Origin of the sequence: Cellvibrio zantedeschiae, assembly GCF_014652535.1 — a bacterium.
In the GTDB taxonomy this organism is placed as follows: Bacteria; Pseudomonadota; Gammaproteobacteria; order Pseudomonadales; family Cellvibrionaceae; genus Cellvibrio; species Cellvibrio zantedeschiae.
Genome location: NZ_BMYZ01000001.1, coordinates 797,973 through 823,210 on the forward strand (window position 1 = coordinate 797,973; position 25,238 = coordinate 823,210).

At 44.4% G+C, this 25,238-nt stretch carries 24 protein-coding genes; 21 read left to right on the top strand and 3 right to left on the bottom strand.

The annotated features are described in order from the left end of the window. The first annotated feature begins 209 nt into the window (after nucleotides 1-209). From IE104_RS03590 to IE104_RS03605, 4 genes are all read left to right on the top strand, one after another. Nucleotides 210-2,129 carry a DUF1800 domain-containing protein gene (locus tag IE104_RS03590; RefSeq protein WP_189416099.1) on the top strand — a complete coding sequence of 640 codons (1,920 nt, stop codon included), beginning with the start codon at nucleotides 210-212 and terminating at the stop codon, nucleotides 2,127-2,129. Between the two features lie 5 nt (nucleotides 2,130-2,134). Further along, complete coding sequence (locus IE104_RS03595; RefSeq protein WP_189416101.1) at nucleotides 2,135-3,505, top strand: DUF1501 domain-containing protein; 1,371 nt, start codon at nucleotides 2,135-2,137, stop codon at nucleotides 3,503-3,505. A gap of 65 nt (nucleotides 3,506-3,570) precedes the next feature. Next, the gene (locus IE104_RS03600) at nucleotides 3,571-4,824 is read left to right on the top strand and encodes a valine--pyruvate transaminase (protein WP_189416102.1); all 1,254 of its coding nucleotides are present in this window, start codon (nucleotides 3,571-3,573) and stop codon (nucleotides 4,822-4,824) included. Nucleotides 4,825-4,861: 37 nt separating this feature from the next. After that, nucleotides 4,862-5,182 carry a hypothetical protein gene (locus IE104_RS03605; protein WP_189416104.1) on the top strand — a complete coding sequence of 107 codons (321 nt, stop codon included), beginning with the start codon at nucleotides 4,862-4,864 and terminating at the stop codon, nucleotides 5,180-5,182. Between the two features lie 92 nt (nucleotides 5,183-5,274). Here the strand turns inward: IE104_RS03605 and IE104_RS03610 are convergent, their stop codons facing one another. Together IE104_RS03610 and IE104_RS03615 are read right to left on the bottom strand one after the other, a co-directional pair. After that, nucleotides 5,275-5,625, bottom strand: coding sequence for a hypothetical protein (locus IE104_RS03610; RefSeq protein ID WP_229837600.1), 351 nt, complete (start codon nucleotides 5,623-5,625; stop codon nucleotides 5,275-5,277). Between the two features lie 12 nt (nucleotides 5,626-5,637). Continuing rightward, nucleotides 5,638-6,975 carry a flavohemoglobin expression-modulating QEGLA motif protein gene (locus IE104_RS03615; protein ID WP_189416105.1) on the bottom strand — a complete coding sequence of 446 codons (1,338 nt, stop codon included), beginning with the start codon at nucleotides 6,973-6,975 and terminating at the stop codon, nucleotides 5,638-5,640. Between the two features lie 279 nt (nucleotides 6,976-7,254). Here IE104_RS03615 and IE104_RS03620 point away from each other — a divergent pair, with 279 nt between their 5' ends. The 6 genes from IE104_RS03620 to IE104_RS03645 all read left to right on the top strand — a co-directional run bounded on the left by IE104_RS03620 (nucleotide 7,255) and on the right by IE104_RS03645 (nucleotide 14,854). Further along, a complete protein-coding gene (locus IE104_RS03620) occupies nucleotides 7,255-7,566 on the top strand; it encodes a Rieske (2Fe-2S) protein (RefSeq protein WP_189416106.1) in 312 nt (103 codons plus the stop codon). Between the two features lie 32 nt (nucleotides 7,567-7,598). Further along, nucleotides 7,599-8,915: a GntT/GntP/DsdX family permease gene (locus tag IE104_RS03625; RefSeq protein WP_189416108.1), complete on the top strand. Its 1,317-nt coding sequence runs from the start codon at nucleotides 7,599-7,601 to the stop codon at nucleotides 8,913-8,915. An 85-nt stretch (nucleotides 8,916-9,000) separates the two neighbouring features. Further along, nucleotides 9,001-11,820, top strand: coding sequence for a DUF349 domain-containing protein (locus IE104_RS03630; protein WP_189416109.1), 2,820 nt, complete (start codon nucleotides 9,001-9,003; stop codon nucleotides 11,818-11,820). A 64-nt stretch (nucleotides 11,821-11,884) separates the two neighbouring features. After that, entirely contained in the window at nucleotides 11,885-12,268 is a 384-nt protein-coding gene (locus IE104_RS03635) for a DUF4124 domain-containing protein (protein WP_189416110.1), read from the top strand. A 14-nt stretch (nucleotides 12,269-12,282) separates the two neighbouring features. Continuing rightward, nucleotides 12,283-12,972 carry a monofunctional biosynthetic peptidoglycan transglycosylase gene (gene mtgA / locus IE104_RS03640; RefSeq protein WP_189416112.1) on the top strand — a complete coding sequence of 230 codons (690 nt, stop codon included), beginning with the start codon at nucleotides 12,283-12,285 and terminating at the stop codon, nucleotides 12,970-12,972. Nucleotides 12,973-12,985: 13 nt separating this feature from the next. Further along, nucleotides 12,986-14,854: a winged helix-turn-helix domain-containing protein gene (locus IE104_RS03645; RefSeq protein WP_268247513.1), complete on the top strand. Its 1,869-nt coding sequence runs from the start codon at nucleotides 12,986-12,988 to the stop codon at nucleotides 14,852-14,854. A gap of 25 nt (nucleotides 14,855-14,879) precedes the next feature. On the opposite strand, the gene IE104_RS03650 is transcribed toward IE104_RS03645, so the two are convergent. Beyond that, nucleotides 14,880-15,740, bottom strand: coding sequence for a formylglycine-generating enzyme family protein (locus IE104_RS03650; RefSeq protein ID WP_189416115.1), 861 nt, complete (start codon nucleotides 15,738-15,740; stop codon nucleotides 14,880-14,882). A gap of 284 nt (nucleotides 15,741-16,024) precedes the next feature. Here IE104_RS03650 and IE104_RS03655 point away from each other — a divergent pair, with 284 nt between their 5' ends. The 11 genes from IE104_RS03655 to tolB all read left to right on the top strand — a co-directional run bounded on the left by IE104_RS03655 (nucleotide 16,025) and on the right by tolB (nucleotide 25,216). Further along, the gene (locus IE104_RS03655; protein ID WP_189416116.1) at nucleotides 16,025-16,291 is read left to right on the top strand and encodes an FmdB family zinc ribbon protein; all 267 of its coding nucleotides are present in this window, start codon (nucleotides 16,025-16,027) and stop codon (nucleotides 16,289-16,291) included. A 60-nt stretch (nucleotides 16,292-16,351) separates the two neighbouring features. Beyond that, the gene (gene aspS / locus IE104_RS03660; RefSeq protein WP_189416117.1) at nucleotides 16,352-18,160 is read left to right on the top strand and encodes an aspartate--tRNA ligase; all 1,809 of its coding nucleotides are present in this window, start codon (nucleotides 16,352-16,354) and stop codon (nucleotides 18,158-18,160) included. A 102-nt stretch (nucleotides 18,161-18,262) separates the two neighbouring features. Further along, the gene (locus IE104_RS03665; RefSeq protein WP_189416119.1) at nucleotides 18,263-19,006 is read left to right on the top strand and encodes a YebC/PmpR family DNA-binding transcriptional regulator; all 744 of its coding nucleotides are present in this window, start codon (nucleotides 18,263-18,265) and stop codon (nucleotides 19,004-19,006) included. A gap of 121 nt (nucleotides 19,007-19,127) precedes the next feature. Then, a complete protein-coding gene (gene ruvC / locus IE104_RS03670) occupies nucleotides 19,128-19,646 on the top strand; it encodes a crossover junction endodeoxyribonuclease RuvC (RefSeq protein ID WP_189416120.1) in 519 nt (172 codons plus the stop codon). Nucleotides 19,647-19,743: 97 nt separating this feature from the next. Continuing rightward, nucleotides 19,744-20,361 (top strand): Holliday junction branch migration protein RuvA, encoded by a 618-nt coding sequence (gene ruvA / locus IE104_RS03675; RefSeq protein WP_189416121.1) that lies wholly within the window; start codon nucleotides 19,744-19,746, stop codon nucleotides 20,359-20,361. Between the two features lie 49 nt (nucleotides 20,362-20,410). Then, nucleotides 20,411-21,442 (top strand): Holliday junction branch migration DNA helicase RuvB, encoded by a 1,032-nt coding sequence (ruvB, locus tag IE104_RS03680; RefSeq protein WP_189416123.1) that lies wholly within the window; start codon nucleotides 20,411-20,413, stop codon nucleotides 21,440-21,442. Nucleotides 21,443-21,469: 27 nt separating this feature from the next. Continuing rightward, entirely contained in the window at nucleotides 21,470-21,889 is a 420-nt protein-coding gene (ybgC, locus tag IE104_RS03685) for a tol-pal system-associated acyl-CoA thioesterase (RefSeq protein ID WP_308429261.1), read from the top strand. A gap of 27 nt (nucleotides 21,890-21,916) precedes the next feature. After that, nucleotides 21,917-22,600 (top strand): protein TolQ, encoded by a 684-nt coding sequence (gene tolQ / locus IE104_RS03690; RefSeq protein WP_189416124.1) that lies wholly within the window; start codon nucleotides 21,917-21,919, stop codon nucleotides 22,598-22,600. Nucleotides 22,601-22,651: 51 nt separating this feature from the next. Continuing rightward, the gene (gene tolR / locus IE104_RS03695) at nucleotides 22,652-23,098 is read left to right on the top strand and encodes a protein TolR (RefSeq protein WP_189416125.1); all 447 of its coding nucleotides are present in this window, start codon (nucleotides 22,652-22,654) and stop codon (nucleotides 23,096-23,098) included. Nucleotides 23,099-23,105: 7 nt separating this feature from the next. After that, on the top strand, nucleotides 23,106-23,948 hold the full coding sequence (gene tolA / locus IE104_RS03700; RefSeq protein ID WP_189416127.1) for a cell envelope integrity protein TolA: 843 nt from the start codon (nucleotides 23,106-23,108) through the stop codon (nucleotides 23,946-23,948). Next, nucleotides 23,945-25,216 carry a Tol-Pal system beta propeller repeat protein TolB gene (tolB, locus tag IE104_RS03705; RefSeq protein WP_189416128.1) on the top strand — a complete coding sequence of 424 codons (1,272 nt, stop codon included), beginning with the start codon at nucleotides 23,945-23,947 and terminating at the stop codon, nucleotides 25,214-25,216. Before tolA ends, tolB begins: the two co-directional genes overlap by 4 nt. The last annotated feature ends 22 nt before the right edge of the window (nucleotides 25,217-25,238 follow it).

Here is a 25,238-nt window from a genome sequence, read left to right on the forward strand (position 1 = left end):
AGATGTGCCCACCGTTTAAACAGAAAATATGCCATTTACTTTGTGTAGCTACCGTTCGCCATTTAACTGGCTGTGCTGTTTTTGGGGTCTGCTAATCTCTAGCCGCTGTAAAGGCGGCATGGATTTTTATTGCCAAGGTGAAAGCATGTAATTGTTGCCAAAGTAAAAAGTATCCTGAACGAATATGAATAAATAATAAAGGAGATGCGATGAATCCTGTTATTGGAAAGCTATTGAGAAAAAACTTATTAGGTTGGGGATGCTTGCTAGTGATGAGCAGCCTTATTCCCGCTTGTGGTGGCGGAGGTGGTTCTGGTGGTGACCAAAACTCTAATAGCTCATCTTCTACTCAAATCGAACCACCACCCATTGTTCCAAAGCCGGTGGTACTAAAACCAGATACAGCGCCCGATCCTGCATTACCTGCACGCGGTTCGCCGGATTGGGATAAAGCTGTAGAAGCTTCCCGATTTTTATCCAAGGCAACCTTTGGTGCAACAGCAAAAGATATTGATTACATCATTAAAAATGGCAAGTCTGCGTGGCTTGAACAACAGTTTGCAAAGCCGCAAACACCGCAACTAACCCTGTTTAAAAAACGCCTTGAAGATTTGGGCTTTGTTGCTGTGCCACCTTATATGTATAACGGCGGTGACTCTACGCGTGAAGAGTTTACATTTGAGCGCGTTATTTTTCAGCATCATATCTGGATGGAAACAAGTATTTGGGGTGAAGATCAACTTCGCTCGCGCGTCGCTCATGCATTGAGTCAAATTCTGGTAGTTTCACAGTTTGGTGCAAATCAATTTGCGCGCGAAACAGGGTTTGCAAATTATATTGATATTTTAGCGCATGGCTCTTTTGGCAATTATGGTGAGCTATTAACGGATATTACCTTAAATCCCATTATGGGGCTTTATCTCAATACGCTGAATAATCCCAAAGCAGATGAAGCTAAATTTACCCGACCAGATGAAAATTATGCACGCGAAGTTATGCAATTATTTAGCATTGGTTTGTATCAGCTCAATAATGACGGCACTTTAAAGCTGGATGCAAATGGGAAAAAAATAGCTACCTACAATCAACAAACGGTTAAAGAGTTCGCTCGCGTTTTCACGGGTTGGAGTTATTCAACCTATACCGAATTTGCGCAAAATGGTGTTTTTACAATTTACCCTGCGGCAATCGCTAACATTGATCCAATGAAAGCGTTTCAGGAATATCACGATGTGGGTAGCAAAACGTTATTGAATGGTGAGGTTATTCCCGCGGGGCAAACGGCCAGGCAAGATATAGATTCGGCAATTCGCAATATTATGAATCATCCTAACGTGGGACCATTCATATCCAAGCAACTTATTCAATATTTGATCACCAGTAATCCCTCTAATGCTTATGTAAACCGTGTTGCTACTGTTTTTAACGATAATGGCAGCGGCGTGAAAGGTGATATGAAAGCAGTGGTTAAAGCTATTTACATGGATGACGAAGCCAATACGCCTGCCGATCAAAATAGTAGTTATGGAAAATTTAAAGAAACCCCCTTGGCAGTTTCCGGTATTTGGCGCGCTTTTAAAGCGCAAGGTGTTCCTATTAAAAGTCCGCGCACAGGAACTGTAACGACTATTGCCCATCATCATTACGGCCCGGAAGAACAAGAGATGCTGCATGCGCCTTCTGTTTTTAACTACTACAGCAGTGATTACAGCCCGCCGGGCAATTTATCTAAAAAGAAAATACTCGCTCCGGAAACTCAAATCTTTGATGGCCTGCTTGCGGTGCATCAAAATAATCTCATGGCTAATATTATTTTTAGGCGGGCGATGAACGATAAAAATATTTATACCGGTGAAGATGCTGGTGAAATCAATGGCATTATTCCTTATGGAGACTATTGGAATCCTCACGTAAAAGCATTGTTGAACTTAACCGAAGAGCGCGCGCTGGCAGAAAAACCTGAAGCGTTAGTAGACAGGATTAATTTGCTGTTAACCCAAGGGAAAATAAATGCGGAAGATTCGGCGCTTATTGTTAAGCATATTAGTTCGATTGCCGATCCGCTAGAACGTATTTATGAAGCGATTTACATAATTGCTATTTCACCTGAATATGCTGTGCAAGGATAATAACTATGAAAATAATAAATTCGCGTCGTTCATTTATTAAAAATATGGGTGCAGGTCTTTTAGGAGGCGCAGCTTTTGGCAGCGGAATTTTGCCGGCTTTTGCTAACGCGGCAACAAACTCATCTAGCCAATACAAAGCTTTGATTTGCCTTAATCTGAATGGCGGCAATGATGCATTTAATACCATAGTTCCCATGGCTGATTCTGTTTACGCAAACTACAACAAAATCAGGCAAGAGTTAGCGTTGCCGAAAGAGAAACTAAATGCGCTTGTGCATGCTAATACAGCATCAGCACCTTATGGTTTGCACCCGGTGTTGGGTGATGTAAGTAAACTTTACAACAAAGGTAAACTTGCTGTTGTCGCTAACCTTGGCAATTTAATTGAGCCCGTTGAGAAAGCTTCTTACAAACAAGCGGGCACGCGTTTGCCCAGCAGTTTATTTGCGCACAATGATCAAGCAATATTTTCGCACGCATTAAATAACGGCCCGTTGGATAGCGGGTGGGCGGGGCGCATAGCTGAAGCTTTGGGTGATTTTAATATCAATCAACAATTAGCGATGAATATTACCTTGTCGGGTTCTAATCAGTTGCAACGTGGTCACGAAATAATGCCGTTTGGGTTAACCAAAGCAGGTATTAATAAGATGAGCGCTTTATCGGAAGATAATCCTGGAGACTTGTCTGCAAAAAGAGCGCAATTATACCGGCACTTTTTAGGCCGCAATCACGCTAATCCTTTACAGCAATATTTTTCTGATACAGGAACCCAAGCGTGGACAATGTCCAAATACGTTGCAGATATTTTGGATCGCCAGCCAAAAATCAATACTCCTTTGATGTCATCACGAGGCTTGAGTGAAAGCTTCGCAACGGTTGCACGTATCATTGCCGCAAACCAGGACTTTCAAGTTAAGCGCCAAATTTTTTACATTAATTTTGGCCCTTTCGACACTCATGGTTATCAATTAATTGGACAAGCGAATTTGTTGACGGAATTAAATAGCGCCTTGTCTGAGTTTTATGAAACCCTAACTGCATTAGGTTATGAAGATAAGGTCACTACTTTTACGCTGTCTGAATTTGGCCGAACTTTGTCTCGTAACGGTACAGATGGGACGGACCATGGCTGGGGTAGCCACCATTTTGTCATGGGTGGTGCGGTAAAGGGGCAACAAATTTTTGGGAAAATGCCTAGTCTTGAATTGGGTAGCGATGATGATATTGGTGAAGGCAGAATTATTCCAACACTCAGCTTTGATCAGTATGCTGCAACGCTTGCGCAATGGTTTGGCGTGAGCAGTGATGATGTGGATAAGATATTCCCAAATTTAAAAAACTTTTCTACTAAAAACATCGGCTTTTTAACCTAATCATTCCCATTCAATTAAATCCGCGTTAGATTGCGCACTCTTGTGTTACTAGCGCGGATTCCTACATGCAATTTTCCCGATTCGGCAAAAAACTCAGCGGCAACGCTGGCATAGTTCAATTAATGGACGACTTGGGTGATGCCCTGCGTACCAATCCTAATATGATTTTTATGGGCGGCGGTAACCCTGCTCGAATTCCCGCAATGGAAGAAGCTTTTGCCGAAGCGCTCGAAAAAACCTTACAAAGCCCACAAGAATCCCATCAGCTCTTAGGTGTATATCAACCGCCACAAGGCGATGTGGATGTGCTTGATGCTTTGGCAAAAATGCTCGGCAGCGAATACGGCTGGCCGCTCACGCGCGACAACATCGCTCTCAGTAACGGTAGTCAGTCGGCGTTTTTTGTTTTGTTTAATATGTTTGCGGGTGATTATGATAACGGCATAAAAAAGCAAATTCAGTTTCCGCTTGCGCCGGAATATTTGGGGTACAACGACCTCGGTATTAGCGATGAGTTTTTTACCTCCACTCGCCCAAGTGTTGAATTGTTGGATGACGGCTTTTTTAAATATCACGTAGATTTTACTAAACTCAAAATAACGGAAAGTACAGGCGCCATTTGTGTGTCGCGCCCAACCAATCCTACTGGTAATGTGTTGAGTGATGAAGAGCTTGATCACCTCGACCAGCTTGCGCAAGAACACGATGTTCCTCTAATTGTTGATGGCGCCTACGGAACACCTTTTCCCAATATTTTATTTGCAGATATCAAACCCCACTGGAATCAAAATACGATTTTGGTGTTGAGTCTCTCCAAGTTAGGTTTACCTGGTGCTCGTACTGGCATCGTGATTGCGAATCCAACTGTGATAAATGCTTTCGCAAAAGCCAACACTATTCTAAATTTAGCCTGCGGTAATTTTGGTCCTGCGCTTGCGAAACAATTGTTAGTTGATGGAAAAATCTTGCAGCTTAGTCGCGAAGTAGTTGCACCTTTCTATCGCGAAAAAATGGAAAGTGCGGTACGCATTTTTAAACAGCATCTCGGTAATTTACCTTACCGAATCCATAAACCCGAAGGCGCAATTTTCCTGTGGCTGTGGTTTAAAGATTTGCCGATTACCAGCGAAGAACTTTACCAGCGTTTAAAAGCACGCGGCGTTTTGGTAATTTCCGGCCACCATTTCTTTCCCGGTTTGGAAGAAGAATGGCAACACAGCCATGAGTGTATTCGCGTGACTTATTGTCAGGATGCGAGTGTGGTGGAGGCGGGTGCGAGGATTATTGCGGAAGAGGTGAGGGGAATATTTAATTTATGATTGGGACTATTAACGGACGGGGATTAAGCGAGGAAATATGATTTCGAATAAAAATGTTTTCTTCCTTGGTTCATTGAGCGGCTTGGTAGCAGGGCTGGCGTGGGGACTCATTATCTTTACTGGTTTTGCCCAATTGTTCAAAGTAATAATCTTGATTATAGGTGTGGTAACTTATTTTTATTTGCAGAATTACACAATGAAAGGAGTCGGGGTGCCAAATTCAAAAGAAATGTATTCTTCCAAGTTCTGGTCGTTAACATCTCAAAGATTTCAGAAGTTCAGCATTTTTTTTAGCGGTGCACTCGCGCCTTACTTTATTGCGTTAGCTAGCTATATAGTTTTTAGTTCAATAAAATAACTGATCTTCCCTAAGAGCTGATCCTAGGGCTATTGTCTCCATGCAGTGTGACTACTTTCGGCTAAATTTACTGCGTACCCTTAAAAGCTAAATCACTTCCGCCAAAACCATTTCTTCGGCGCAGCCGTCAACTCTGCAATTTGCGCCTGCTTATGCTCATCATCGGTAAACCAATAATAATCGTGCTTGGTTTTTGGTTTTATCCATCCTTTAAATTGCGCAATATGTTCAACATTTAATACTGGCATGCCGAGTTTTCGGTCCGCATTAAAGCTGCGGTTCCAGTCAACCAAAATTTCTACTTTTGCGGTAGCAACAGCGAGCTGTTCGGTTTCTGCTTGTATAAGGCGGCAAGCAATGAAACCAACAACAGGTTCGGTGCGGTTATAGTTTTCAAAAAATATATTCGCGCCGGAAATTACAACGGTGTAGTACTTCATCATTTAATAAACACGTTAGTCTAATTCAACATCAGTTTTATCTGGATACAGCGGAACGGATACAGGCATTTTTTGGAAGAGCTTGCTGAAGTGTTGCTGCACTTTAGCGATGTTCATTAAGCCCATGCTGCTTGAGAATCCAAACCACACATAAAGCCCGTTCAAATCGCGAAACATCGGTGGCAAATATTTTGGTCCTGCAATGACACCTTCCAAATAGCGCTCGTAAAGCAACGGCAAATCGTCCAGGGTTACTTTGCCAACAAACAGCATGGGAATAATTTCGGGTACACCGGATTGAATAGCGCTGCGAATAAAATTCACGTTTTCCACGAAACCTTTCACATAAGAAATATCCTTGGTAAACACTGAACCACCGCTTAATGTGCCGCCGCGGAACACCCGCTGGGTAACACGGTAGCTATCGTGCTCGCTAATTCCCCGGTCCAGGAAATGCCGGTATACCTCGCAAAAATCTGCCCCTTGTTCCGCCAGGTCCACCGCTACTACGCGGTCGCTAATACGACGTGCGCGTTGGGGAAATGAGCTAAAGGTCAGGGTTTCCATCAGCACGGCCATGCCTTCCTGAATTGCGGTAATACGCGGCGAGCCTACGCTCAACCAGGTTGCCCAGGGTTGTTGACGGCCATTGAGGGTGGTGCCTATATGAACCCAGCCCTCGTGCACCTCCAGCACTTGCAAGTCCAATTCAGAGAACACGGCGCGGCGGTTGATCTTAATACAGTCACCGCCAGCGGAGGCGTCAGACACTATGTCATCGCTGATTTCGACTCTTACTTCGCCATTGCCAAAATAGTCGTTCATTCTCCAGAGCAGGCTACTAACAGCTTGCTCCGAGCTAATGTTGTTGGTGTAGGGGCGGTTGAGATGTTCCACTGCGGGTAGCGAGAACACGTGGCACAGGCGCTCGCCCATTTCGCGCAGGGTTTTGCGGTCGCCCCGGATTTTGTCCTGCGCCGAGCCATAGAGTAACTTGCTGAAGTGGCCGAATTGATGGGTTCCGCGCGCCTTCAAAAGCTCGATCACAATCTGGTATTGGTCGATGGTGGCGAGCAGTATGTGGCCTAGCGCATCGCCGCGCCCCAAATCACGGCGCACATCGGTTTTGAGTTCTTTGAGCTGTTGATAAACTTTTTCGGTATCGAACGCGAGGCGTTGGTTTTGATAGAAATCGGCGCCGAGTTGCGGTAATTCGCGACCGCCTTTAGCGCAGAAAATGGCCTCAAGCTCGCTGGGCCATTTGATCGCATCCAGAATGCGAATCGGTTTTTGCAGGGCTACCAAGCGATTGGATAGGCTTCGCAAACGCTCCAAATAGGCTTGATTCGTCATAAAGGATGTTCATCATAAAGGCGATAAGGCAACAGCGATTGCGCTGTCATCGACGCGCCCATTCTAACTGTTGGCAGGCCAAAAGTGATTATCCGGGTGGCGATTTATGGCAAAAACTTGAGAATTTCTTTTAATTTATTGCCGCAGGGTATAAAACCGTAAAAATGCTTGCTTGGGCTTCGTTAGTCAGTGTAAATAGCCGACGTTAATTTTTTGCCCCGTGAAAAGCACGATTTTGAATCGAGCAGCCGAATCTTACTGAGGTTATTAAGACTGCCCATGGCATTTGTTGCACTGGAAAAACTTCATCAGCTTTACGACGGCTATCGTCGTGTGTTTCGGATTGGTGGCCGCGAGTGGATTCTATTGCAAGAAGAGGGCAGGGTTTATTGCATCGCTAACCAATGCCCCCATTTGCAAGCGCCTTTGACACAGGCAAGCATTAGTAAAAATACACTGCGGTGTCCCGCCCACGGTATTGAGTTTGATTTGCGCTCTGGTATGCCAATTAATCCATTAAGCTGCCGCCATGCACTGACTTTTTTGCCATTAATTTACGACGGAAATCAAATTGGCTTAGATCTCCACTAAGCATAATCCCAAAACAATAAGCAAGGTTGGCCATGTCTATTTTATCGGTTGTTATTTGTATTGCGTTGTTGGTGTTATTAACGGCGCGCTGGAATATTAATCCTTTTATTGCTTTTCTTATTACGGCAATTTCCGGCGGTGTGATGCTGGGTATTCCGCTCGATAAAATCCCCGACTCTGTTGAAAAAGGTATGGGCGGCATTCTTGGGTCGCTGACTGCAATTATTTGTTTGGGCGCTATGTTTGGGAAGTTAATTGCAGATTCTGGTGCAGCGCAAAAAATTACCGCCGTGTTGATTCAATTTTGCGGTGAAAAATATATTGCCTGGGCCTTAATGCTTACGGGGTTTTTTGTGGGGATTCCGCTATTTTATAATGTGGGTTTTGTGCTCCTGGTGCCCCTGGTTTTTTCAGTTGCCTATCAAACTAAATTGCCCGCAGTTTATTTGGGTATTCCTTTGCTTGCAGCGCTTTCTGTTACCCATGGCTTCTTGCCTCCGCACCCTTCGCCCACTGCTCTGGTACCGCAATTTCAAGCGGACATGGGGCTAACCTTGATTTACGGTTTAGTCGTGGGCTTACCTACCATGATGATCGCGGGCCCAATTTTTTCGCGCTTTTTAAAAAATATTCACAGCGAACCTTTATCCACCTTTACACCGCAAATAATTCCCGACCATGCTTTACCCTCTACGGGAAAAAGTTTTTTTGTTGCGTTATTGCCCGTGTTGATGCTGAGCCTTGCCAGCGTGTTAACGCCTTTACTGGCGGAACAAATTCAGTTCAAACCTTATGTTTCCTTTTTCGGAAACCCGCTTATGGTGATGTTAGTTTCCTTGATCATCGCTACTTATAGCCTGGGTTTGGCGCGTGGCCACACGCTTAAGTCGATAATGCAAACCTATACGCAAGCCTTAAAAGATATTTCTGTTATCCTGCTCATCATTGCAGGTGCAGGCGCACTTAAGCAGATTTTTGTCGATAGTGGTGTGAGCACTGAAATTGCTGCCGGGTTAAAAAATATCCCGGTTAACCCGCTCTTTCTTGGCTGGTTAATCGCGTTAATTATCCGTATTTGTCTTGGCTCAGCTACTGTTGCGGGTTTAACTGCTGCGGGTATTGTTGCGCCATTGGTGTTAGCTTCGCCGTCTATCAACCCTAATCTTATGGTGCTTGCTATTGGTGCGGGTAGTTTGATGTGCTCGCACGTGAATGACTCCGGCTTTTGGATGTACAAAGAGTATTTTAATTTAAGTTTGAAGCAGACCTTTGCTTCCTGGTCTGTGATGGAAACTATAGTGGGTACTTTGGGGTTAATTGGTGTTCTGCTACTGGATGTTTTTGTTTAATTAGATTCTGTTTCATCACTCTACTTTCACTCTCCAGACTTCAATTGCTAGTAAGTCTTGGTTTAATTTTTAAAAGGTAATGTTTATGTCATTCTTCGCTCGTTTATTAGGTAAAAAACCGCAACCTAAGCCGGTTGAAAAGAAATCCACTAATTTGGAAGTGCTTTCGCTTGATGCTTTAGTAGCAGTTATTAAAAGTGGCGACGATGAAGCATTGCGCATTGCTGCAATTCAAAAAATTACCGATCAGGAAACGCTATTGAGTCTTGCAGGAATTACCGAAGCATCAAACCTGAATGCCGGTATACAAAAAGCTGCAAAGCAGCGTTTGGCTAATTTGGTTGATTCGGGGGCGATTAACGGCGAACAATTAAGTCAGCGTATTAGTGACAAAATGGCACTCTTCGCGCTTCTGGGTTTAACGAATAATAAGCAATTGTTTGACGATGCATTTAATGCAATTACAGATCAAGCTGAATTGGCAAAGTTTGCTGTTGACGGCGCGACCAGCAAATTACGTCAGCATGCGGCAGAAAAAATTACCGATAAAGATATTTTGCAACAACTGTTGAAAGACACTAAAACCAAAGATAAAACCGTTTTTAAAATTGTTAAAGAAAAGTGTGATGCGTTTAAGGAGGATGAAAAGCGTTCCGCTGAAATCCTGGCGTCGGTAGCCGCAGTTGTGCAATCTTTAGAGCAACACAGCAATCGTCCATTCGACGGTCAATTTGTTGCGAAGTTTACCTATTTACAACAACAGTGGGATACAAAAAAAGCTGACGCAAATAGTGAGCTTATTGAACGCGTGGCTCAGGCTGTTAAAAAAGCCCAGCTAACTATAGATAACATTTCTGCGGAAGAGGTTGCGCAGGAAAAACAACGTAAAGCAGAAACAGCCGCAGCTGAAGAGCGTCAAGCCCATATTCAACAACTGCAATCGATTTTGGTATCTGTTGTAAGCAGTGAAGTTAACGTTGAAGAAACCCAAGCCTTGCTTAAATTATTGAATTCAGCATGGGAATCACTCGCCGCCGTAAAAGCACCAAGCGCCAGCGAACAAAAAATCGTAAATAATTTACACCGTGTTATTGCTGATGAGCTGGCTAACCATAGCGCGCATGGCAGCCTTGCTGCACACAAAACTCGCTTTGAACAACTGGTAACCGACGCATCGGCAGATGCAAATACTTATTATCAGTCGTTAAAAAAGCGCGTCAATGGCTTGGCAGCTTCTTTCAAAGAAGAGCTACCGGAAGTCATAACATCCGCACAGGCGACCTATCAAGAATGGGAAAAAGCAGCAGAGAAAAAAGCTGCTGAAATACAAAGCGCTCAACGTCATATCGCTGGCTTGATTCGCAAAGCTAACGAAACTGTGAGTTCCGGGGTATTAGGCAAAGCTTTAGGAATTCGCCGTGCTATTGACGAAAAATTGCAAAGCCTTGAACAATTGCCAAACTATTTGGCCAACCAACTTGAACAGCTGGATGAAACCCTTACCAAGTTACAAGACTGGAAAGATTACGCTGTACAGCCTAAAAAGCATGAGCTGATTGCACAACTGGAAGCTTTGGCTGGTAGCAAAGAGCATCCCGAAACTCTGGCGAACAAAATCAAGCGTATTCAGGATGAATGGCGCGCGTTAAGCAAGGGTGGCAAAGATCAGGATCAGGAATTGTGGGAGAAATTCCACGATTTGGCACAAAAGGTTTATCAACCCTGTCGCGATTATTTTGCTGAACAAGCTACTCTTCGCCAAAACAATTTAAATTCTTGCAAACAGCTTGTTGCGCAGTTGAAGGACTATCTTGAGAACCATGATTGGTTAAATGCTAACTGGAAAGAAGTTGAAAAAGTGATGCGCGTGGCGCGCTCAGAATGGCGTAACTACACACCAACAGACCGTGCGGCAACCCAACCAATATTGACAGAATTTGAAAACGTGTTGGCGGGTATTCAGCAGAAACTGCATGATGAGTATGCAAAAAACGCTTTGCTTAAGAAAGAATTAATTACGCAAGCTCAACAGTTAGTAGGCTTGGACGATTCACGCAAGGCGACGGATGAAATTAAAAAATTGCAAACTCGCTGGCAAGCTATAGGTGCAAGCTTGCGTAAGGAAGAGCAGCAGTTGTGGCACGAGTTCAGAGATGTGTGCGATGCAGTTTTTGCAAAGCGTCAACAGCAATCAGCAGAGTTTAAGGCTGAGTTGGACGCGAATTTAACAAATGCTAAAAACCTGATCGCTGAGCTTTCAAGTTTAAGCTCACTCACTGCCCAGGCGTTAACTGATGCGCGCAAACGAGTTGACGAAATTCGCCAGGAGTTTACCGGCTTGGGCCAACTCCCTAAAACACAAGTCAATGAAATAAAAACCGCGTTCAATCAGGCAATAGAAGTCTTCGAGAAAAAAATAAAAGATGAACGAGTTGCGCTTAAGCAACAAATTTGGGTGAATTTGTTTGCTGCTAATAAAATTGTAAATGATTATGAGCTGGCGCTTGTGAAGGGTAAATTGCCCGACTTGGCAGACCAAGCCGAATTACAAACGCAAATAGATTCGTTCACGCAATGGCCTGCAGGGGGCTTAAAAGCCATACAGCAAAAGCTCGCACGTGCACGTGGCGATGCCGATCTTACAGAAAATTTAAACGCACTGCGTGAATTGTGTGTTCGTGCAGATATCTTAACTGACAGCGCCACACCAGCATCTGAACAAGCTTTGCGCACCGCTTTTCAAGTCAATCAATTACAGCAAAACTTTGGGCGAAAAACCCAGGACGTTGCGACGGAAATTGAAAATCTTGTGTTTGATTGGGTCGCAGTGGGCGCTGTCGACTCAAAAGACTACGAGCCATTATTTGAACGTTTTAATGCGTGCCGTTTAAAAGCAGCAAATTAATTTGCCGATAAAAGCCGGTGAGCTTTGATTTACAGAGTTCACTGGCAATAAATTAAGGGACTTTATGAGAATTATATTCAGGTTTGCGATTTTGCGCTTTGTGTTGTTGATCGTTATGTCCTATCAGCAATCCCATTACATCCCCACGCGCGCATGGCTGGCGGGGGCAGAAAACTTTTTATATAAGCTTATGGGCAAGAATTCCCCAGCGGATGAACGTGTAAAAGTATCTACATGGACTGACGCAAAAGGCGTTGTTCATTATGAAAATCGTGAGGTTGAGGGAGCTAAAACTATCGCTGTTGACCCCAACACAAATGTGTTGCCGCCGGCGCCTGTTATAAACCTGCCAGCAGCAAAAGATGAAAAACCAAAAACAATGAACGACGAATTGCGTGATATCCAGGAAGCTAAAAAAGCGCACTTTGAATCTGTAATTAATAACTAACGAGTTACTCAGCAATGTTGATTGTTCGGCTATTAAAGCGATTAATACTTCTAGTGTTTGTGCTTTTACTCGCCTATCAAGTTTGGGTATTTGCCTGGGTCCTTTGGTGGAAGTGGAATCCGCCCAAAGAAACTAACTTTATGGAGATTCGTTTAGACGAACTGCAAGAAAAAAATCCACAGGCAAAACTGCAATACCAATGGGTGCCATACGAAAATATTTCTGCCAATTTGAAGCGTGCTGTAGTCGCAGCAGAAGATGACAAGTTTATGGAACATGGCGGCTTTGATTGGGAAGGGATTGAATACGCGCTCAAGAAGAATCAACGCAAAGGCAAAAAAGTTGCTGGCGGTTCAACCATTACCCAGCAGTTGGCAAAAAATCTATTCCTTTCACCTTCGCGCTCTTATCTCCGCAAAATCGAAGAGGCTGTGATCACCCTTATGATTGAATCGCTTTGGAGCAAACGACGTATTCTTGAGGTTTATCTCAACGTTGTGGAATGGGGCAGTGGGGTTTTTGGTGCAGAGGCGGGAGCGCGCAGGCACTTTGGCCAATCCGCAGCCTACTTAAGCGATTCGCAAGCTGCTCGCATGGCAGTAATGCTCCCCAGCCCACGCCGGTTCGAAAAGCGCTTCCCCGCCTATGTTAGTGAGCATGCGCAGTCGGTTCAGGAACGTATGCGTTATTCGCGAGTTCCATAATCTGAGCCGATCTATGCTTTATTCATTTAATGATTTTGTCTTTGATAGCGAGCGACTCCTTTTATCTAAACACGAGGAGATAATTTCCTGTCGCCCCAACGAGGCCAAATTGCTCGCTTTGTTCCTTGCAGAACCGCAAACAGTCTTTAGTAAAGACGATATTCTAAATCGCGTGTGGGCAGGGAAAGTAGTTTCTGAGCAAGCGGTTTTCCAAAGTATTAGTAATCTACGTAGTTTATTTGGCGAAGGTTCTATTAAAACTTTTCCTAAAAAGGGTTATCAATGGCAAGTAAATGCGTGTGTGCTTGAATCAGAATCATCTGCGGAGTCTGAAGTTAGTGACGTTCCACTCGTTAGCTTTTATCAAGCTAATAAACGTTTATTTATTCAGTTTATCGTTGCCTTTGTTGTAAGCATCGCTGTTTTATTTTATCTGCTTGATAGGTCTAAAATTGACTCCACTCAAATTGCTGCATTTCCTTTATTAATTGATTCGCAAAATCAGGATTCTCCTGAGCTGCAAGCTGAGTTAGTTGAGCCCTTATGGAATGAACTACTTGATACGGGTAACTTTCAGCCAGTTACCACAGAGCAAAATGAAGATTACCGCGATTTTTTTTATTTACCAGAAAAGTACACTCAACATATCAGCTTGCGTAAAAATAGTTCTTTAATAATGGGTTTTGTGGGTGAGCGAAAAGGTAAAGTATTTGTTCGCTATCTATTAAAAAGCCATTCTAATTTCTGGCTCGCAGAGATTGAGGCTGGCTCCCGCGCACAATTAATTGAAAAGTGGCTCAGCCATTTGACACATGTTACGAGTTCACGGTTTGCTGTGGTAGACACAATAGATCCAGTGTTAATAAATGCCGAGCTAAAGCTATTGCACAATAGTTATCCTGATGATCTTGTCATATTTTATCGCCTCGTCCAAAGTCAATTATGGCTTGGTGATTCAAGTAATACCTTAGTGTTGGCAGAACAACTGAGCGACAAAGCTCGCGCGCAAAATGATAATTTGTACTTGGGTTCTGCGTTGTTGATATGGGGACAAGCTTTACAGCAACAACAATTGTTGGGTGACGCGGAGCAAAAATTACAACAAGCATTGGTTTTATTTAAGGATGCGCAAAATTATCGAATGGCAAGTGAGACACAAGTAGCAATTGGACGTTTGGCATTTGATAAGGGCAACTATAAGCAAATGAAAGCGTGGAATATTCAGGCAATGGAATCAGCGCGTTTGGCAAAAGATGTTTTGTTAGAAGCGCATCTAAACGAAGTTTCGGCTGTTATGGCTTTAAAGTTTAAGTATCGCCAGGATGCCGAGTATTTTTTAAAGCAGGCTGAAACACTATTAGATAAGCACAACCAATCGCGCGAACACTATGCGATGGTTTATTTTTACATGGGTATGAGTGAACAAGAACCTTCTGCCGCAGAGCATAATTATCGGAGAGTTTTAAGCGTCACTCCAAATGACCCAGCATTGTGGGTGAGAGAGCGAGCGCAGGCGCATTTGGTGCAACTGTTTATCGAACAGCAACGTTGGCAAGATGCATTTGCTATCTATAAAAATCAAAATCCTTTGAATGCGTCCCAGAAACTTATGTTGGCAAAAATTTATCAGGCTCAAACAGAATGGAGCAAAGCGGAAGAACATACACTCGCCGCTTTTAAACAGGCGAATACTGCAGGTGATCGTAATTTAGCCTTAGATGCTGCTTTAGCGTTAATAGGAATTTATCAACATCAGCAGTTGCCGGAAAAACAAATGCTATATAGAAATTTTATTCTACAAGAGTCCGTCAATTTGGTGTTTTGGCAAAAGCAAAATAAGGCAGCGCTTGATGAGCTTGATATTCGTTTAAATATTCAGTAGCCCGTTGCCGAGCTACGTTTGCAAATCACTCTATATCTTGAGCGATACGAAAACCGAAATTAATATCACGTTCTGGCACTATGGGGTGAAAGTTACGTGCTGCTACACGAATCATGAATGGATTGTTGTGGTATTGGCCGCCCAAGCTAACATGTTTACTACAATTGCCTGATGTCCAGGCGCTACCATCGGTAGGTGCCCCTACATAATTGAGATTCATGCAGTCTTGAACAAATTCAGAAACATTTCCCAGCATGTCATAAAGTCCAAACTTATTAGGCGGGAACTGGCCAACCGGTGCTGCGTGCAACCATTTGTCGGTACCACTCGCAAATAGATCGCAACATTCGTCTTTACCGTAATTGGCGTAGGCGTGACTAGCTTCGTTACCCCAATAATACTCGGTGGTTGTTCCTGCTCTAGCTGCATATTGCCATTCTGCTTCGGTAGCGAGCCGGAACTTTTTGCCGGTTTGTTGGCTAAGCCAATCCGCATAAGCGGTAGCTTCCCACCAGGTAACATTACCTACTGGCTGCTGACCTCGCCCGTTACCTTTGTCGTCTGGCTTGGTTTTACCTGTTGCTTCAGCAAACACATCGTATTGTGCAAAGGTAACTTCGTACTTGCCTAATCTAAATGCCTTAATTTTAACCTTGTGAACAGGTTGCTCCATTTCTGTTGCTCTAACCATCCGAGGGTCTTCAGGGATAAAGTGATTGATGTCGCCCATCATAAAACTACCGGCAGGGATGTCGACCATGTCGGGGATGGCTAGCTTTTGGATTTTATTGAACTCCTTTTGAGTAGGGCTTTTTTCATCGGCGAGAGCCAATGTTGATGCGGAAATCACCAAAAACATGGAGAAAAGAGTTTTAAGTTTGTACATAAACCGTCCTAAGTAGCCTGAGCTAGTTGAAGTTAGTGGTAGCGATGGACGCGGAAGCGGCTCCAATCGGGAGGCTATTTGATCGAAACTTGTCGCGAATCTCTTATTTTTTCCCTATAAAACAGCTTTATAGAAAAATTATAGAAATTCGAAGTAAATTTAGATGGATAATTCCAAAACCAGCTACGGCAGTTCTCGCAGGCGTTGGCTTAGGCTATAATCGCGAGCTTTTTCAGGGTAAATGCTCTGGAAAATGCATCTACATAGTAGTTTTGAGAGTTGAAATGCCTATTTACGAGTACCAGTGTGAAGCTTGCGGCCACGCTTTAGAGGCCTTACAGCGTTTGAGTGATGGCCCTTTGGTGGATTGTCCGGCCTGTAATAAGTCAACCTTGAAGAAACAAATATCAGCGGCCGGCTTCCGTTTAAAGGGCGGTGGTTGGTACGAAACTGATTTCAAATCAGGCAATAAAAAGAATTTAGCCGGTGACTCTGGTTCGGGCACTTCCAGCTCGTCAACCTCTAGTTCCAGCACTAAAGCCGCGGACTAATCGGATCCTCCGAGCACCGCGCAACTAATTAATTTACTTTTATATAACGGGACAATGCCTATGCGCAGCCAATACTGCGGCTCTTTAAATGCCGCTCATATCGATCAAGAAGTCACCCTCTCTGGCTGGGTGGATCGTCGTCGCGATCACGGTGGTGTGATCTTTATCGACCTGCGCGACCGCGAAGGTATTGTGCAAGTGGTGTTTGATCCGGATGCCAAAGAGAATTTTGCATTGGCTGATAAGGTGCGCGGCGAATATGTTTTGCAAGTTACTGGTAAGGTTCGCGCTCGTGCAGCAGCAGCTGTAAACCCGAATATGGCGAGCGGCGAGATCGAAGTTTACGGCACGGGTTTGAAAATCCTGAACGAAGCCGAAACTATTCCGTTCCCATTGGATGCATTTTCAAACGTAGGTGAAGAAACTCGTTTGAAATATCGATTCCTCGATTTGCGCCGTTTAGAGATGCAAAAAAGTTTGCGCTTCCGTTCAAAAGTGACCAGCGCAATTCGCAATTATTTAGATCGCAATAACTTTTTGGATATTGAAACGCCAATTCTGACTCGTGCTACCCCCGAAGGTGCGCGCGATTATTTGGTGCCATCACGTACCCACGAAAATAAATTTTTCGCATTGCCACAATCGCCACAGTTGTTTAAACAATTGTTAATGGTGGCTGGTTTTGATCGCTACTACCAAATCGCAAAATGTTTCCGCGATGAAGATTTGCGTGCAGATCGCCAACCAGAATTTACCCAGATCGATATCGAAACTTCATTCATGACCCAAGACCAGATTATGTCTGTGACTGAAGGTATGATTCGCGAAGTGTTTAAAGATTTGAAAGGTGTAGAGTTCGACGAATTGCAACGCATGCCTTTCTCTGAAGCCATCGCAAAATACGGATCAGATAAACCTGATATGCGTATTCCGTTGGAATTGGTTGATGTTAAAGACCTGGTTGCCGAAGTAGATTTTAAAGTATTTGCTGGCCCAGCGAACGATCCAAAATCTCGCGTAACTGCGCTCAAAGTCCCCGGTGGAAATGAAAAGTTAACGCGCAAGCAAATCGACGACTACACCAAGTTCGTAAGCATCTACGGTGCAAAAGGTTTGGCGTACATTAAAGTTAACGACAAGAATGATCTTGAAGAAGGTTTGCAATCTCCAATCGTTAAAAATCTCCCTGTTCCAGTTCGTGCCGCAATTCTTGAGCGCGTTGGTGCAGAAAACGGTGACTTGATTTTCTTCGGTGCCGACAAGCACAAAATCGTAACTGAAGCTTTGGGCGCATTGCGTTGCAAACTCGGTGCAGATTTGAATTTGTACACCAAAGAGTGGGCAATGTTGTGGGTTGTTGATTTCCCGATGTTCGAAGAATTGGATGACGGCAGCTTGACTGCAATTCACCATCCATTTACTGCGCCTTCTTGTTCACCAGAAGAATTGGCTGCAAACCCGGCGACTGCATTGTCACAAGCTTACGATTTGGTATTAAACGGTACTGAATTGGGCGGTGGTTCTGTGCGTATCCACACCAAGGAAATGCAACAAACTGTGTTCAACATCCTTGGCATTAGCGAAGAAGAGCAACGCGAAAAATTTGGCTTCCTGTTGGACGCATTGAAATATGGTGCACCACCGCACGGTGGTTTGGCATTCGGTTTGGATCGCTTGATTATGTTGATGATTGGCGCAAGCTCAATCCGCGATGTAATCGCCTTCCCGAAAACCCAAAGCGCTGCTTGTGTAATGACTGACGCCCCAGGTTTTGTAGACGATTTGCAATTGCGTGAATTGCACATTCGTTTACGCAAGAAAGAAAAAGCCGAAGCTGCACCAGCTGAAGGCGCTGAGTACGGAATGTAATCGCACTTGAAACAACGCGATTGAAAAAGGGTGGGCAATGCCCGCCCTTTTTTTATGGGATTTTTAATCTTGAATTAAATAAAAGTATCTTGGAGAAACAAGATGGCAGGCCACAGTAAATGGCACAACATGCGTCACCGCAAAGCGCGACAAGATGCCAAACGCGTAAAAATTTTTACCAAACTCATTCGTGAGATAACTGTTGCCGCAAAAAGCAGCGCAAACATTGCAGACAACCCGCGCTTGCGTGCTGCAGTTGACGACGCACTTTACAACAACATGAAGCGTGATTCGATTGAGAAAGCGATTGCGCGTGGCGCTGGTACAACTGAAGCGGATAATTACGAAGAGTTAACTTATGAAGGTTACGGCGTAAACGGCGTTGCCTTTATTGTTGAATGTATGACCGACAACCGTAATCGCACCGCGGGCGAAGTTCGCCATGCGTTCGATAAGCGTGGCGGAAATCTCGGTACAAACGGTTCTGTTTCTTATCTGTTTGCACGCAAAGGCCAAATCAGTTTTGCGCCAGGTATAAGCGAAGATGCATTAATGGAAGCTGCGCTGGAAGCTGGCGCAGATGATGTGATTGCCAATGATGATGGTTCCATCGAAATCTTCACCGCGTTTGAAGATTATCTGAATGTAAAAGATGCGCTGATTGCGGCTGGCTTCAAGCCTGAGCACTCCGAAATTATTATGCAGCCGTCATTAACCGTATCGCTCGATAAAGACCAGGCCGAAAAAATCCTCGCATTAATTGATATGCTTGAAGATCTGGACGATGTGCAGAAGGTTTATACCAATGCGGATATTTCAGAAGAAATCATGGAGCAAATCGGTTAGTTTCTATCTACATCCTCTCTTTAGAATAGCTGCTTGCTTTAGGTGCATGCAGCTTGCCTAGATGCCATCTTCATGTAACACTGTACGTATCTACAGTTTATGCATGATCTTGGTTCTGCTTATGGCACTTATCCTCGGTATAGATCCCGGCTCACGTAAAACCGGTTTTGGCATTATCAACGCGAATGGCAATAAAACCGAATACGTCACTAGCGGAGTTATACGTATTCCGGAGGTGGAATTGTCTGAGCGGTTAAAAATCATTTTCAATTCCATCACTCAGATTATTAATCAATATTGTCCGCAGGAAATGGCCATTGAACAGGTTTTTATGGCCAAGAACGCGGCTTCAGCTCTTAAGCTTGGGCAGGCGAGGGGCGCCGCAATCGTGGCCGCTGTCGCCTTGGATATGCCAGTTTCAGAATATGAAGCGCGCAAAGTGAAGCAGTCGGTCGTAGGCAACGGTGCAGCAGATAAGCTTCAAGTCCAGCATATGGTGAAAACACTGTTGCGGCTGCCCGCCGTTCCACAAGAAGATGCTGCAGATGCACTTGCCGTCGCTCTTTGTCATGCCAACAGTTCCCAGCATTTAATTAAGTTGGCCGGTTCAGTAAGCTTTCGGCGAGGCAGGGTGGTTTAATAATAATCCCAAAGTTTTCCCGGTAAAGATTCAAATTTTTAAAATGTTTAAACTGCATTACAATCGCCCTCAACGTTAACACAGGCTAAAAGCGCACATGATTGGACGTCTCCGTGGCACCCTCATTGAAAAGCAACCTCCTTATTTATTGCTGGATGTAAATGGCGTTGGCTACGAGCTACAAGCGCCCATGACAACTTTCTATCGTCTCCCGGCAATGGGTGCAGAAGTTATTTTGCACACGCATTTGTCCATCACCGAAAACTTGCACCAACTTTTTGGTTTTGCTGATCAGCGTGACCGCTCCCTCTTTCGCACCTTGATAAAAGTAAATGGTGTTGGTCCCAAGTTAGCAGTAGCGATTTTGTCGGGCATGGAGGCGGATGATATCGCTCGCTGTGTGCGCGACAATAATGTTAAAGCCTTAACCAAAGTGCCAGGCATAGGCGCCAAAACGGCTGAACGATTGGTGATTGAGTTACGTGATCGCTTGAAAAATTGGGATATGCCCCATAACGATCTGCTGGCGCATAATGAAATCAAGCAAATTGTTAGCGACAATGATACTTACGCAGAAGCTGAAAGTGCATTGGTGGCCTTGGGTTATAAACCTGTGGAAGCTGCAAAAATGATTTCCGCAGCATCCAAGCAAAAACCAGATGCTAAGAGTGAAGAGCTCATTCGCTTGGCTTTGCGTTCTATGGCTAGCTCCTGATTTCTCTTAATAAGACATTCACACACTTTGTTTATCTTACGAGCTGATAATGATTGAAACAGATCGCCTGATTGCCCCCGCCGCCAAAGAGCGTGAAGATTATTTGGATCGCACTGTGCGCCCCAAAAGCCTTGCGGATTATGTTGGGCAGCCTGTTGTGCGTGAGCAGATGGAAATTTTTATCGGTGCTGCCAAAAAACGCAACGAAGCGCTGGATCATACCTTGGTATTCGGTCCGCCTGGATTGGGTAAGACCACGCTCGCCAATATTATTGCTAATGAAATGGGCGTATCGCTAAAAAGTACTTCTGGCCCGGTATTAGAAAAAGCCGGTGATTTAGCTGCACTTATGACTAATCTGGAGCCGGGCGATGTGTTGTTTATTGACGAAATACATCGCTTGAGCCCTGTGGTGGAGGAGATTCTTTATCCAGCCATGGAGGATTTCCAGCTGGATATTATGATTGGTGAAGGCCCCGCTGCACGCTCCATTAAGCTGGATTTACCGCAGTTTACTTTGGTGGGGGCAACTACTCGTGCCGGACTTTTAACATCACCCTTACGCGACCGTTTTGGTATTGTTCAGCGTCTGGAGTTTTATAATGTCGCCGATCTCACCCATATTGTTGCGCGTTCCGCTAATTTGCTTGGCGTTCGTATGGATGATAAAGGCGCGCAGGAAGTCGCAAAACGCTCGCGCGGTACACCGCGGATTGCCAATCGATTGCTGCGTCGAGTGCGCGATTTCGCTGAAATGAAAGGTGACGGCATAGTCACCGCAAGCATGGCAGATAGCGCATTAAATATGCTGAATGTAGATGAACGCGGCTTTGATCATATGGACCGGCGTTTATTAATGGCGATGATGAACAATTTTGATGGAGGCCCAGTAGGTGTTGAAAGTTTGGCGGCAGCTATTAGTGAAGACCGCGGCACCATCGAAGATGTGATTGAACCATATTTAATTCAGCAAGGCTTTATGGCGCGGACGCCACGCGGTCGGGTCTTAACTAATAATGCCTATCTGCATTTTGGCGTACCCATGCCAAAACGATTACAACAAGACGTCGGTGAAAATTAATCCGAATAAAATTTGTACAGAGAAATTATGGTTGCGGAAGAGTTTAGTATTTCGGTTCGCGTTTATATCGAAGATACAGATGCGGGCGGAATTGTTTATTACGTAAACTATTTAAAATTCATGGAGCGCTGCCGTACAGAATTCTTGCGCACTTTGGGTTATCATAAGCCGGCGATTTTGGACGACGGCCTTTTATTGGTAGTACATGCTGCTCAAGTTGACTACCGTCGTCCTGCGCGACTTGATGATGAATTGCTGATAACAAGCAGCATTACCAAGTTAGCGCGCACCTATATCGAATTTAAACAGCAGGTTTTCCGCGAGCAAGAGTTGTTATCTAGTGGGCTCGTGCGTGTTGCCTGTGTAGATGCAGCGTTAATGAAACCGCGCCCAATTCCAGCGGATATGCATCAGCAATTGTCACAACTTCAAATTTCACAAATATAGAAACCAACACTCAAGGTTAAACCCTCTATGTCAGACGCTGAAAATACAATGTCAATTTTCGCCCTCATGGGCCAGGCTACCATCGCAGTGAAAATCGTCATGCTGATTTTGGTTGCAGCTTCAGTTGTGTCCTGGGTGATGATTTTTAAAAGTCTTATTTATCAAAGCAAAGCTAAAAATGCGTTTGATTATTTTGAAAAACAATTTTGGTCCGGCATTGATCTCAACCAGCTCTTCCGTCAGGGCAATGGGCATGAGCGTATTGAAGGAATAGAAAATATATTCCGCGCAGGATTTAAAGAATTTACTCGTCTGCGTCAAACGGCTGGTGCAGATGCTGAAGCAATTATGGATGGCGCTCAGCGTGCAATGCGTGTGGCGCTAGCGCGTGAAGAGGAAAAACTGGATGAAAACTTACCATTCCTTGCCAGTGTCGCATCTGTAAGCCCATACGTTGGTCTTTTTGGGACCGTATGGGGAATTATGAACTCCTTTATGAACCTTTCAAATGTCCATCAAACAACCTTGGCGACGGTTGCACCAGGTATTGCCGAAGCCTTGATCGCAACGGCTATGGGGCTTTTTGCTGCGATTCCTGCGGTGTTGGCGTACAACAAATTTTCCTCACGTTCAGCAGCGCTGCTCAGTAATTATCAAACCTTCGCAGAAGAGTTTTCGACCATTCTTCATCGCCAAGTGCATAGCAAGTAAATGTTTTGCAGATGTATATAGGTTAAGTGAACGCGAAATAGGTTATTACACATGTCTGGATTCGGACCAAAAGTTAAAAAAAATCTCAAAGCAGAAATTAACGTCGTCCCCTTTATTGACGTGATGTTGGTGCTGCTGGTTGTTTTTATGATCGCCGCGCCCATGATGACGCAGGGTATAAAGGTTGATCTTCCTAAGGCAGCTGCGGAGCCTGTTGACACCAAAGACGACGAACCTATTACGGTCTCTGTTAAAAAGGACGGCGGCTTCTACATTGAGTCTGGTGGAGAGGGGCTTGGAGGAAGCAGGGATACCGCACGGCCTCTCCATGAGATTAAAGATATTGTTGGGAAAATATTGGCCGCCAAACCTAACACATTGGTGTTTGTGCAGGGCGATCGCAGCGTGAACTATGGTGTTATTGTCGAGTTGATGGGCGAATTAAAAGCCGCTGGCGCACCGTCAGTGGGCTTGTTGACTGATCCACCCTCGCACTAGGTTGTCTATGAAGCTTGCCGATATTTTTTCGCTGCCAGTATTTCTCAGTGTGTTACTTCACGCACTGATTGTTTTGGCAATGATATTAAAATTTGATTTTCTGAAGGAAGAGCCTGAACCCTATAAGCCGCATTTTGTGACGGCCACTTTGGTTGACGTAAAGCCAAAAGCAAAAGCTGCGCCCCAACAGCCTAAAGAGCAGGTGTTGGATGGGAAAAATAATCCTGAATTAAAACAGGTGAAACAGCAGCAGGAGCAGCAAGAACAGCAGGCTGAATCCAAAGCTGTAGTTCAAAAACAGCAAGAACAGAAAGAAAAGGCGGTAGCCGAACAAAAAGTTCGCGATGAAAATGTAAAGAAAGAAAAAGCTAAAAAAGAAGCTGATGCAAAAGCTAAAGCTGAAAAGCAGAAAAAATTAGAAGAAGAGCAAAAAGCACAAGCCGAAGCTGAAAAGAAGAAAAAGGCAGAAAAGCAACGCCGCGAGGAATTGAAAGCGCTAGAAGCGCAAATGCAAAAAGAAGAGCAAATGCTGAGCAGTACTGTTGATGACGTCAGCACAAAAAGTTACGAAGAGTTAATTGCTGAGCGCGTAAGACAAAATTGGAGTAGACCTCCATCAGCGCGTAACGGAATGACAGCAGTGTTGGAAATTAGAATGTTGCCCACCGGACAAGTTATGGGCGTTCGCGTCACCAAGAGTAGTGGAGATGCCGCGTTTGATCGCGCTGCGGAGCAAGCGGTAAAACGTGTTGATCGATTTGAAGACGTCAAAAATATTCCGCCGGATGTTTTTGAAAAATATTTCCGTCAATTTTTATTCACCTTCCGACCAGAGGATTTGCGCCAGTGAAACGCATTGTATTGTTCTGTATGGTTTTGTTATCAGGTTATGCTAACGCACAGTTGACTAACATCACGATTTCAAAAGGTATTGATAATCCAACGCGAATTGCGGTGGATGATTTTGCAGGCCCAAAGCTGGCGGAAGATATTCCAGCCATCATTCGTAATGATTTGAATTTCAGTGGTCAATTTGAATCCATAGATTCAAATCAGCTGATTACTCATCCTCGTAGTGAAAGCGAAATTTCTTACCGCGATTTTAAAGCGATCAAAGCAGAATATTTATTGATCGGTAGTATCGCAGAGCAGGGTGGCCGCTACACAGCATCCTACGAATTATTTGATGTCGTGCAACAGAAGCGCGTTTTTATCAAAATGAGTGTTGATGGTTCAGAGACTCAGCTGCGCGATATGGCACATAGAATCAGCGATAAGGTGTATGAAACTATCACTGGGATTCGCGGCATCTTCTCCACTAAAATTATTTATGTAGAAGCTTTCTCCAAGCCCGCAAGATCGCGCTTGATGCTTTCAGATGTGGATGGTGCACGCGCTCGTGTGTTGCTTGAATCAAAACAACCGATTATGTCACCTGTTTGGTCGCCAGATGGCACTCGTGTGGCTTATGTGTCTTTTGAATCCGATCGTCCCGCCATTTATATACAAACCTTAGCGACCGGACGTAAAGAGCAAATCACAAACTTCAAAGGGTTAAATGGTGCACCGGCTTGGTCTCCAGATGGTCAAAAGCTGGCTATGGTTCTGTCTAAAGATGACAACCCGGAAATTTATACCGTAGATATTGCGAGTCGAGCATTTACTCGTGTTACAAATCAATTTGCAATCGATACTGAGCCGTCATGGACCATTGATGGAACGGGAATATTTTTCACATCAGATCGTGGCGTAAGACCACAAATTTATAAAGTAACACTTGCAACGGGTATAACAGAACGTGTAACCTTCGACGGCGATTATAACGCGCGTGGTCGTGTTTCTCCCGATGGTAAGAGTTTGGTAATGGTCAATAAGCGCCCTGGTGGTAACTATCAGATTGCCGCTCAAGACCTTAAATCGGGAAATATACGCATTTTGACCGAGACAAATTACGACGAATCGCCTACTATAGCGCCCAACGGCGCAATGCTTATGTATGCGACCAGTGTTGGTGGTAAGGGTATCCTCGGTGCTGTTTCGTTGGATGCGCGAACAAAGGTTCGTTTGCCATCCAAGCAAGGCGATGTACGTGAACCCGCGTGGTCACCATTTTTTTAAGCTGTTTTTTTCACCACTATAG

What these genes read in the sequence shown, in the direction of transcription:
- IE104_RS03590 (WP_189416099.1), top strand. Translation starts at nt 210, where the DNA reads ATGAATCCTGTTATTGGAAAGCTATTGAGAAAAAACTTATTAGGTTGG.
- IE104_RS03595 (WP_189416101.1), top strand. Translation starts at nt 2,135, where the DNA reads ATGAAAATAATAAATTCGCGTCGTTCATTTATTAAAAATATGGGTGCA.
- IE104_RS03600 (WP_189416102.1), top strand. Translation starts at nt 3,571, where the DNA reads ATGCAATTTTCCCGATTCGGCAAAAAACTCAGCGGCAACGCTGGCATA.
- IE104_RS03605 (WP_189416104.1), top strand. Translation starts at nt 4,862, where the DNA reads ATGATTTCGAATAAAAATGTTTTCTTCCTTGGTTCATTGAGCGGCTTG.
- IE104_RS03610 (WP_229837600.1), bottom strand. Translation starts at nt 5,625, where the DNA reads ATGATGAAGTACTACACCGTTGTAATTTCCGGCGCGAATATATTTTTT.
- IE104_RS03615 (WP_189416105.1), bottom strand. Translation starts at nt 6,975, where the DNA reads ATGACGAATCAAGCCTATTTGGAGCGTTTGCGAAGCCTATCCAATCGC.
- IE104_RS03620 (WP_189416106.1), top strand. Translation starts at nt 7,255, where the DNA reads ATGGCATTTGTTGCACTGGAAAAACTTCATCAGCTTTACGACGGCTAT.
- IE104_RS03625 (WP_189416108.1), top strand. Translation starts at nt 7,599, where the DNA reads ATGTCTATTTTATCGGTTGTTATTTGTATTGCGTTGTTGGTGTTATTA.
- IE104_RS03630 (WP_189416109.1), top strand. Translation starts at nt 9,001, where the DNA reads ATGTCATTCTTCGCTCGTTTATTAGGTAAAAAACCGCAACCTAAGCCG.
- IE104_RS03635 (WP_189416110.1), top strand. Translation starts at nt 11,885, where the DNA reads ATGAGAATTATATTCAGGTTTGCGATTTTGCGCTTTGTGTTGTTGATC.
- mtgA (WP_189416112.1), top strand. Translation starts at nt 12,283, where the DNA reads ATGTTGATTGTTCGGCTATTAAAGCGATTAATACTTCTAGTGTTTGTG.
- IE104_RS03645 (WP_268247513.1), top strand. Translation starts at nt 12,986, where the DNA reads ATGCTTTATTCATTTAATGATTTTGTCTTTGATAGCGAGCGACTCCTT.
- IE104_RS03650 (WP_189416115.1), bottom strand. Translation starts at nt 15,740, where the DNA reads ATGTACAAACTTAAAACTCTTTTCTCCATGTTTTTGGTGATTTCCGCA.
- IE104_RS03655 (WP_189416116.1), top strand. Translation starts at nt 16,025, where the DNA reads ATGCCTATTTACGAGTACCAGTGTGAAGCTTGCGGCCACGCTTTAGAG.
- aspS (WP_189416117.1), top strand. Translation starts at nt 16,352, where the DNA reads ATGCGCAGCCAATACTGCGGCTCTTTAAATGCCGCTCATATCGATCAA.
- IE104_RS03665 (WP_189416119.1), top strand. Translation starts at nt 18,263, where the DNA reads ATGGCAGGCCACAGTAAATGGCACAACATGCGTCACCGCAAAGCGCGA.
- ruvC (WP_189416120.1), top strand. Translation starts at nt 19,128, where the DNA reads ATGGCACTTATCCTCGGTATAGATCCCGGCTCACGTAAAACCGGTTTT.
- ruvA (WP_189416121.1), top strand. Translation starts at nt 19,744, where the DNA reads ATGATTGGACGTCTCCGTGGCACCCTCATTGAAAAGCAACCTCCTTAT.
- ruvB (WP_189416123.1), top strand. Translation starts at nt 20,411, where the DNA reads ATGATTGAAACAGATCGCCTGATTGCCCCCGCCGCCAAAGAGCGTGAA.
- ybgC (WP_308429261.1), top strand. Translation starts at nt 21,470, where the DNA reads ATGGTTGCGGAAGAGTTTAGTATTTCGGTTCGCGTTTATATCGAAGAT.
- tolQ (WP_189416124.1), top strand. Translation starts at nt 21,917, where the DNA reads ATGTCAGACGCTGAAAATACAATGTCAATTTTCGCCCTCATGGGCCAG.
- tolR (WP_189416125.1), top strand. Translation starts at nt 22,652, where the DNA reads ATGTCTGGATTCGGACCAAAAGTTAAAAAAAATCTCAAAGCAGAAATT.
- tolA (WP_189416127.1), top strand. Translation starts at nt 23,106, where the DNA reads ATGAAGCTTGCCGATATTTTTTCGCTGCCAGTATTTCTCAGTGTGTTA.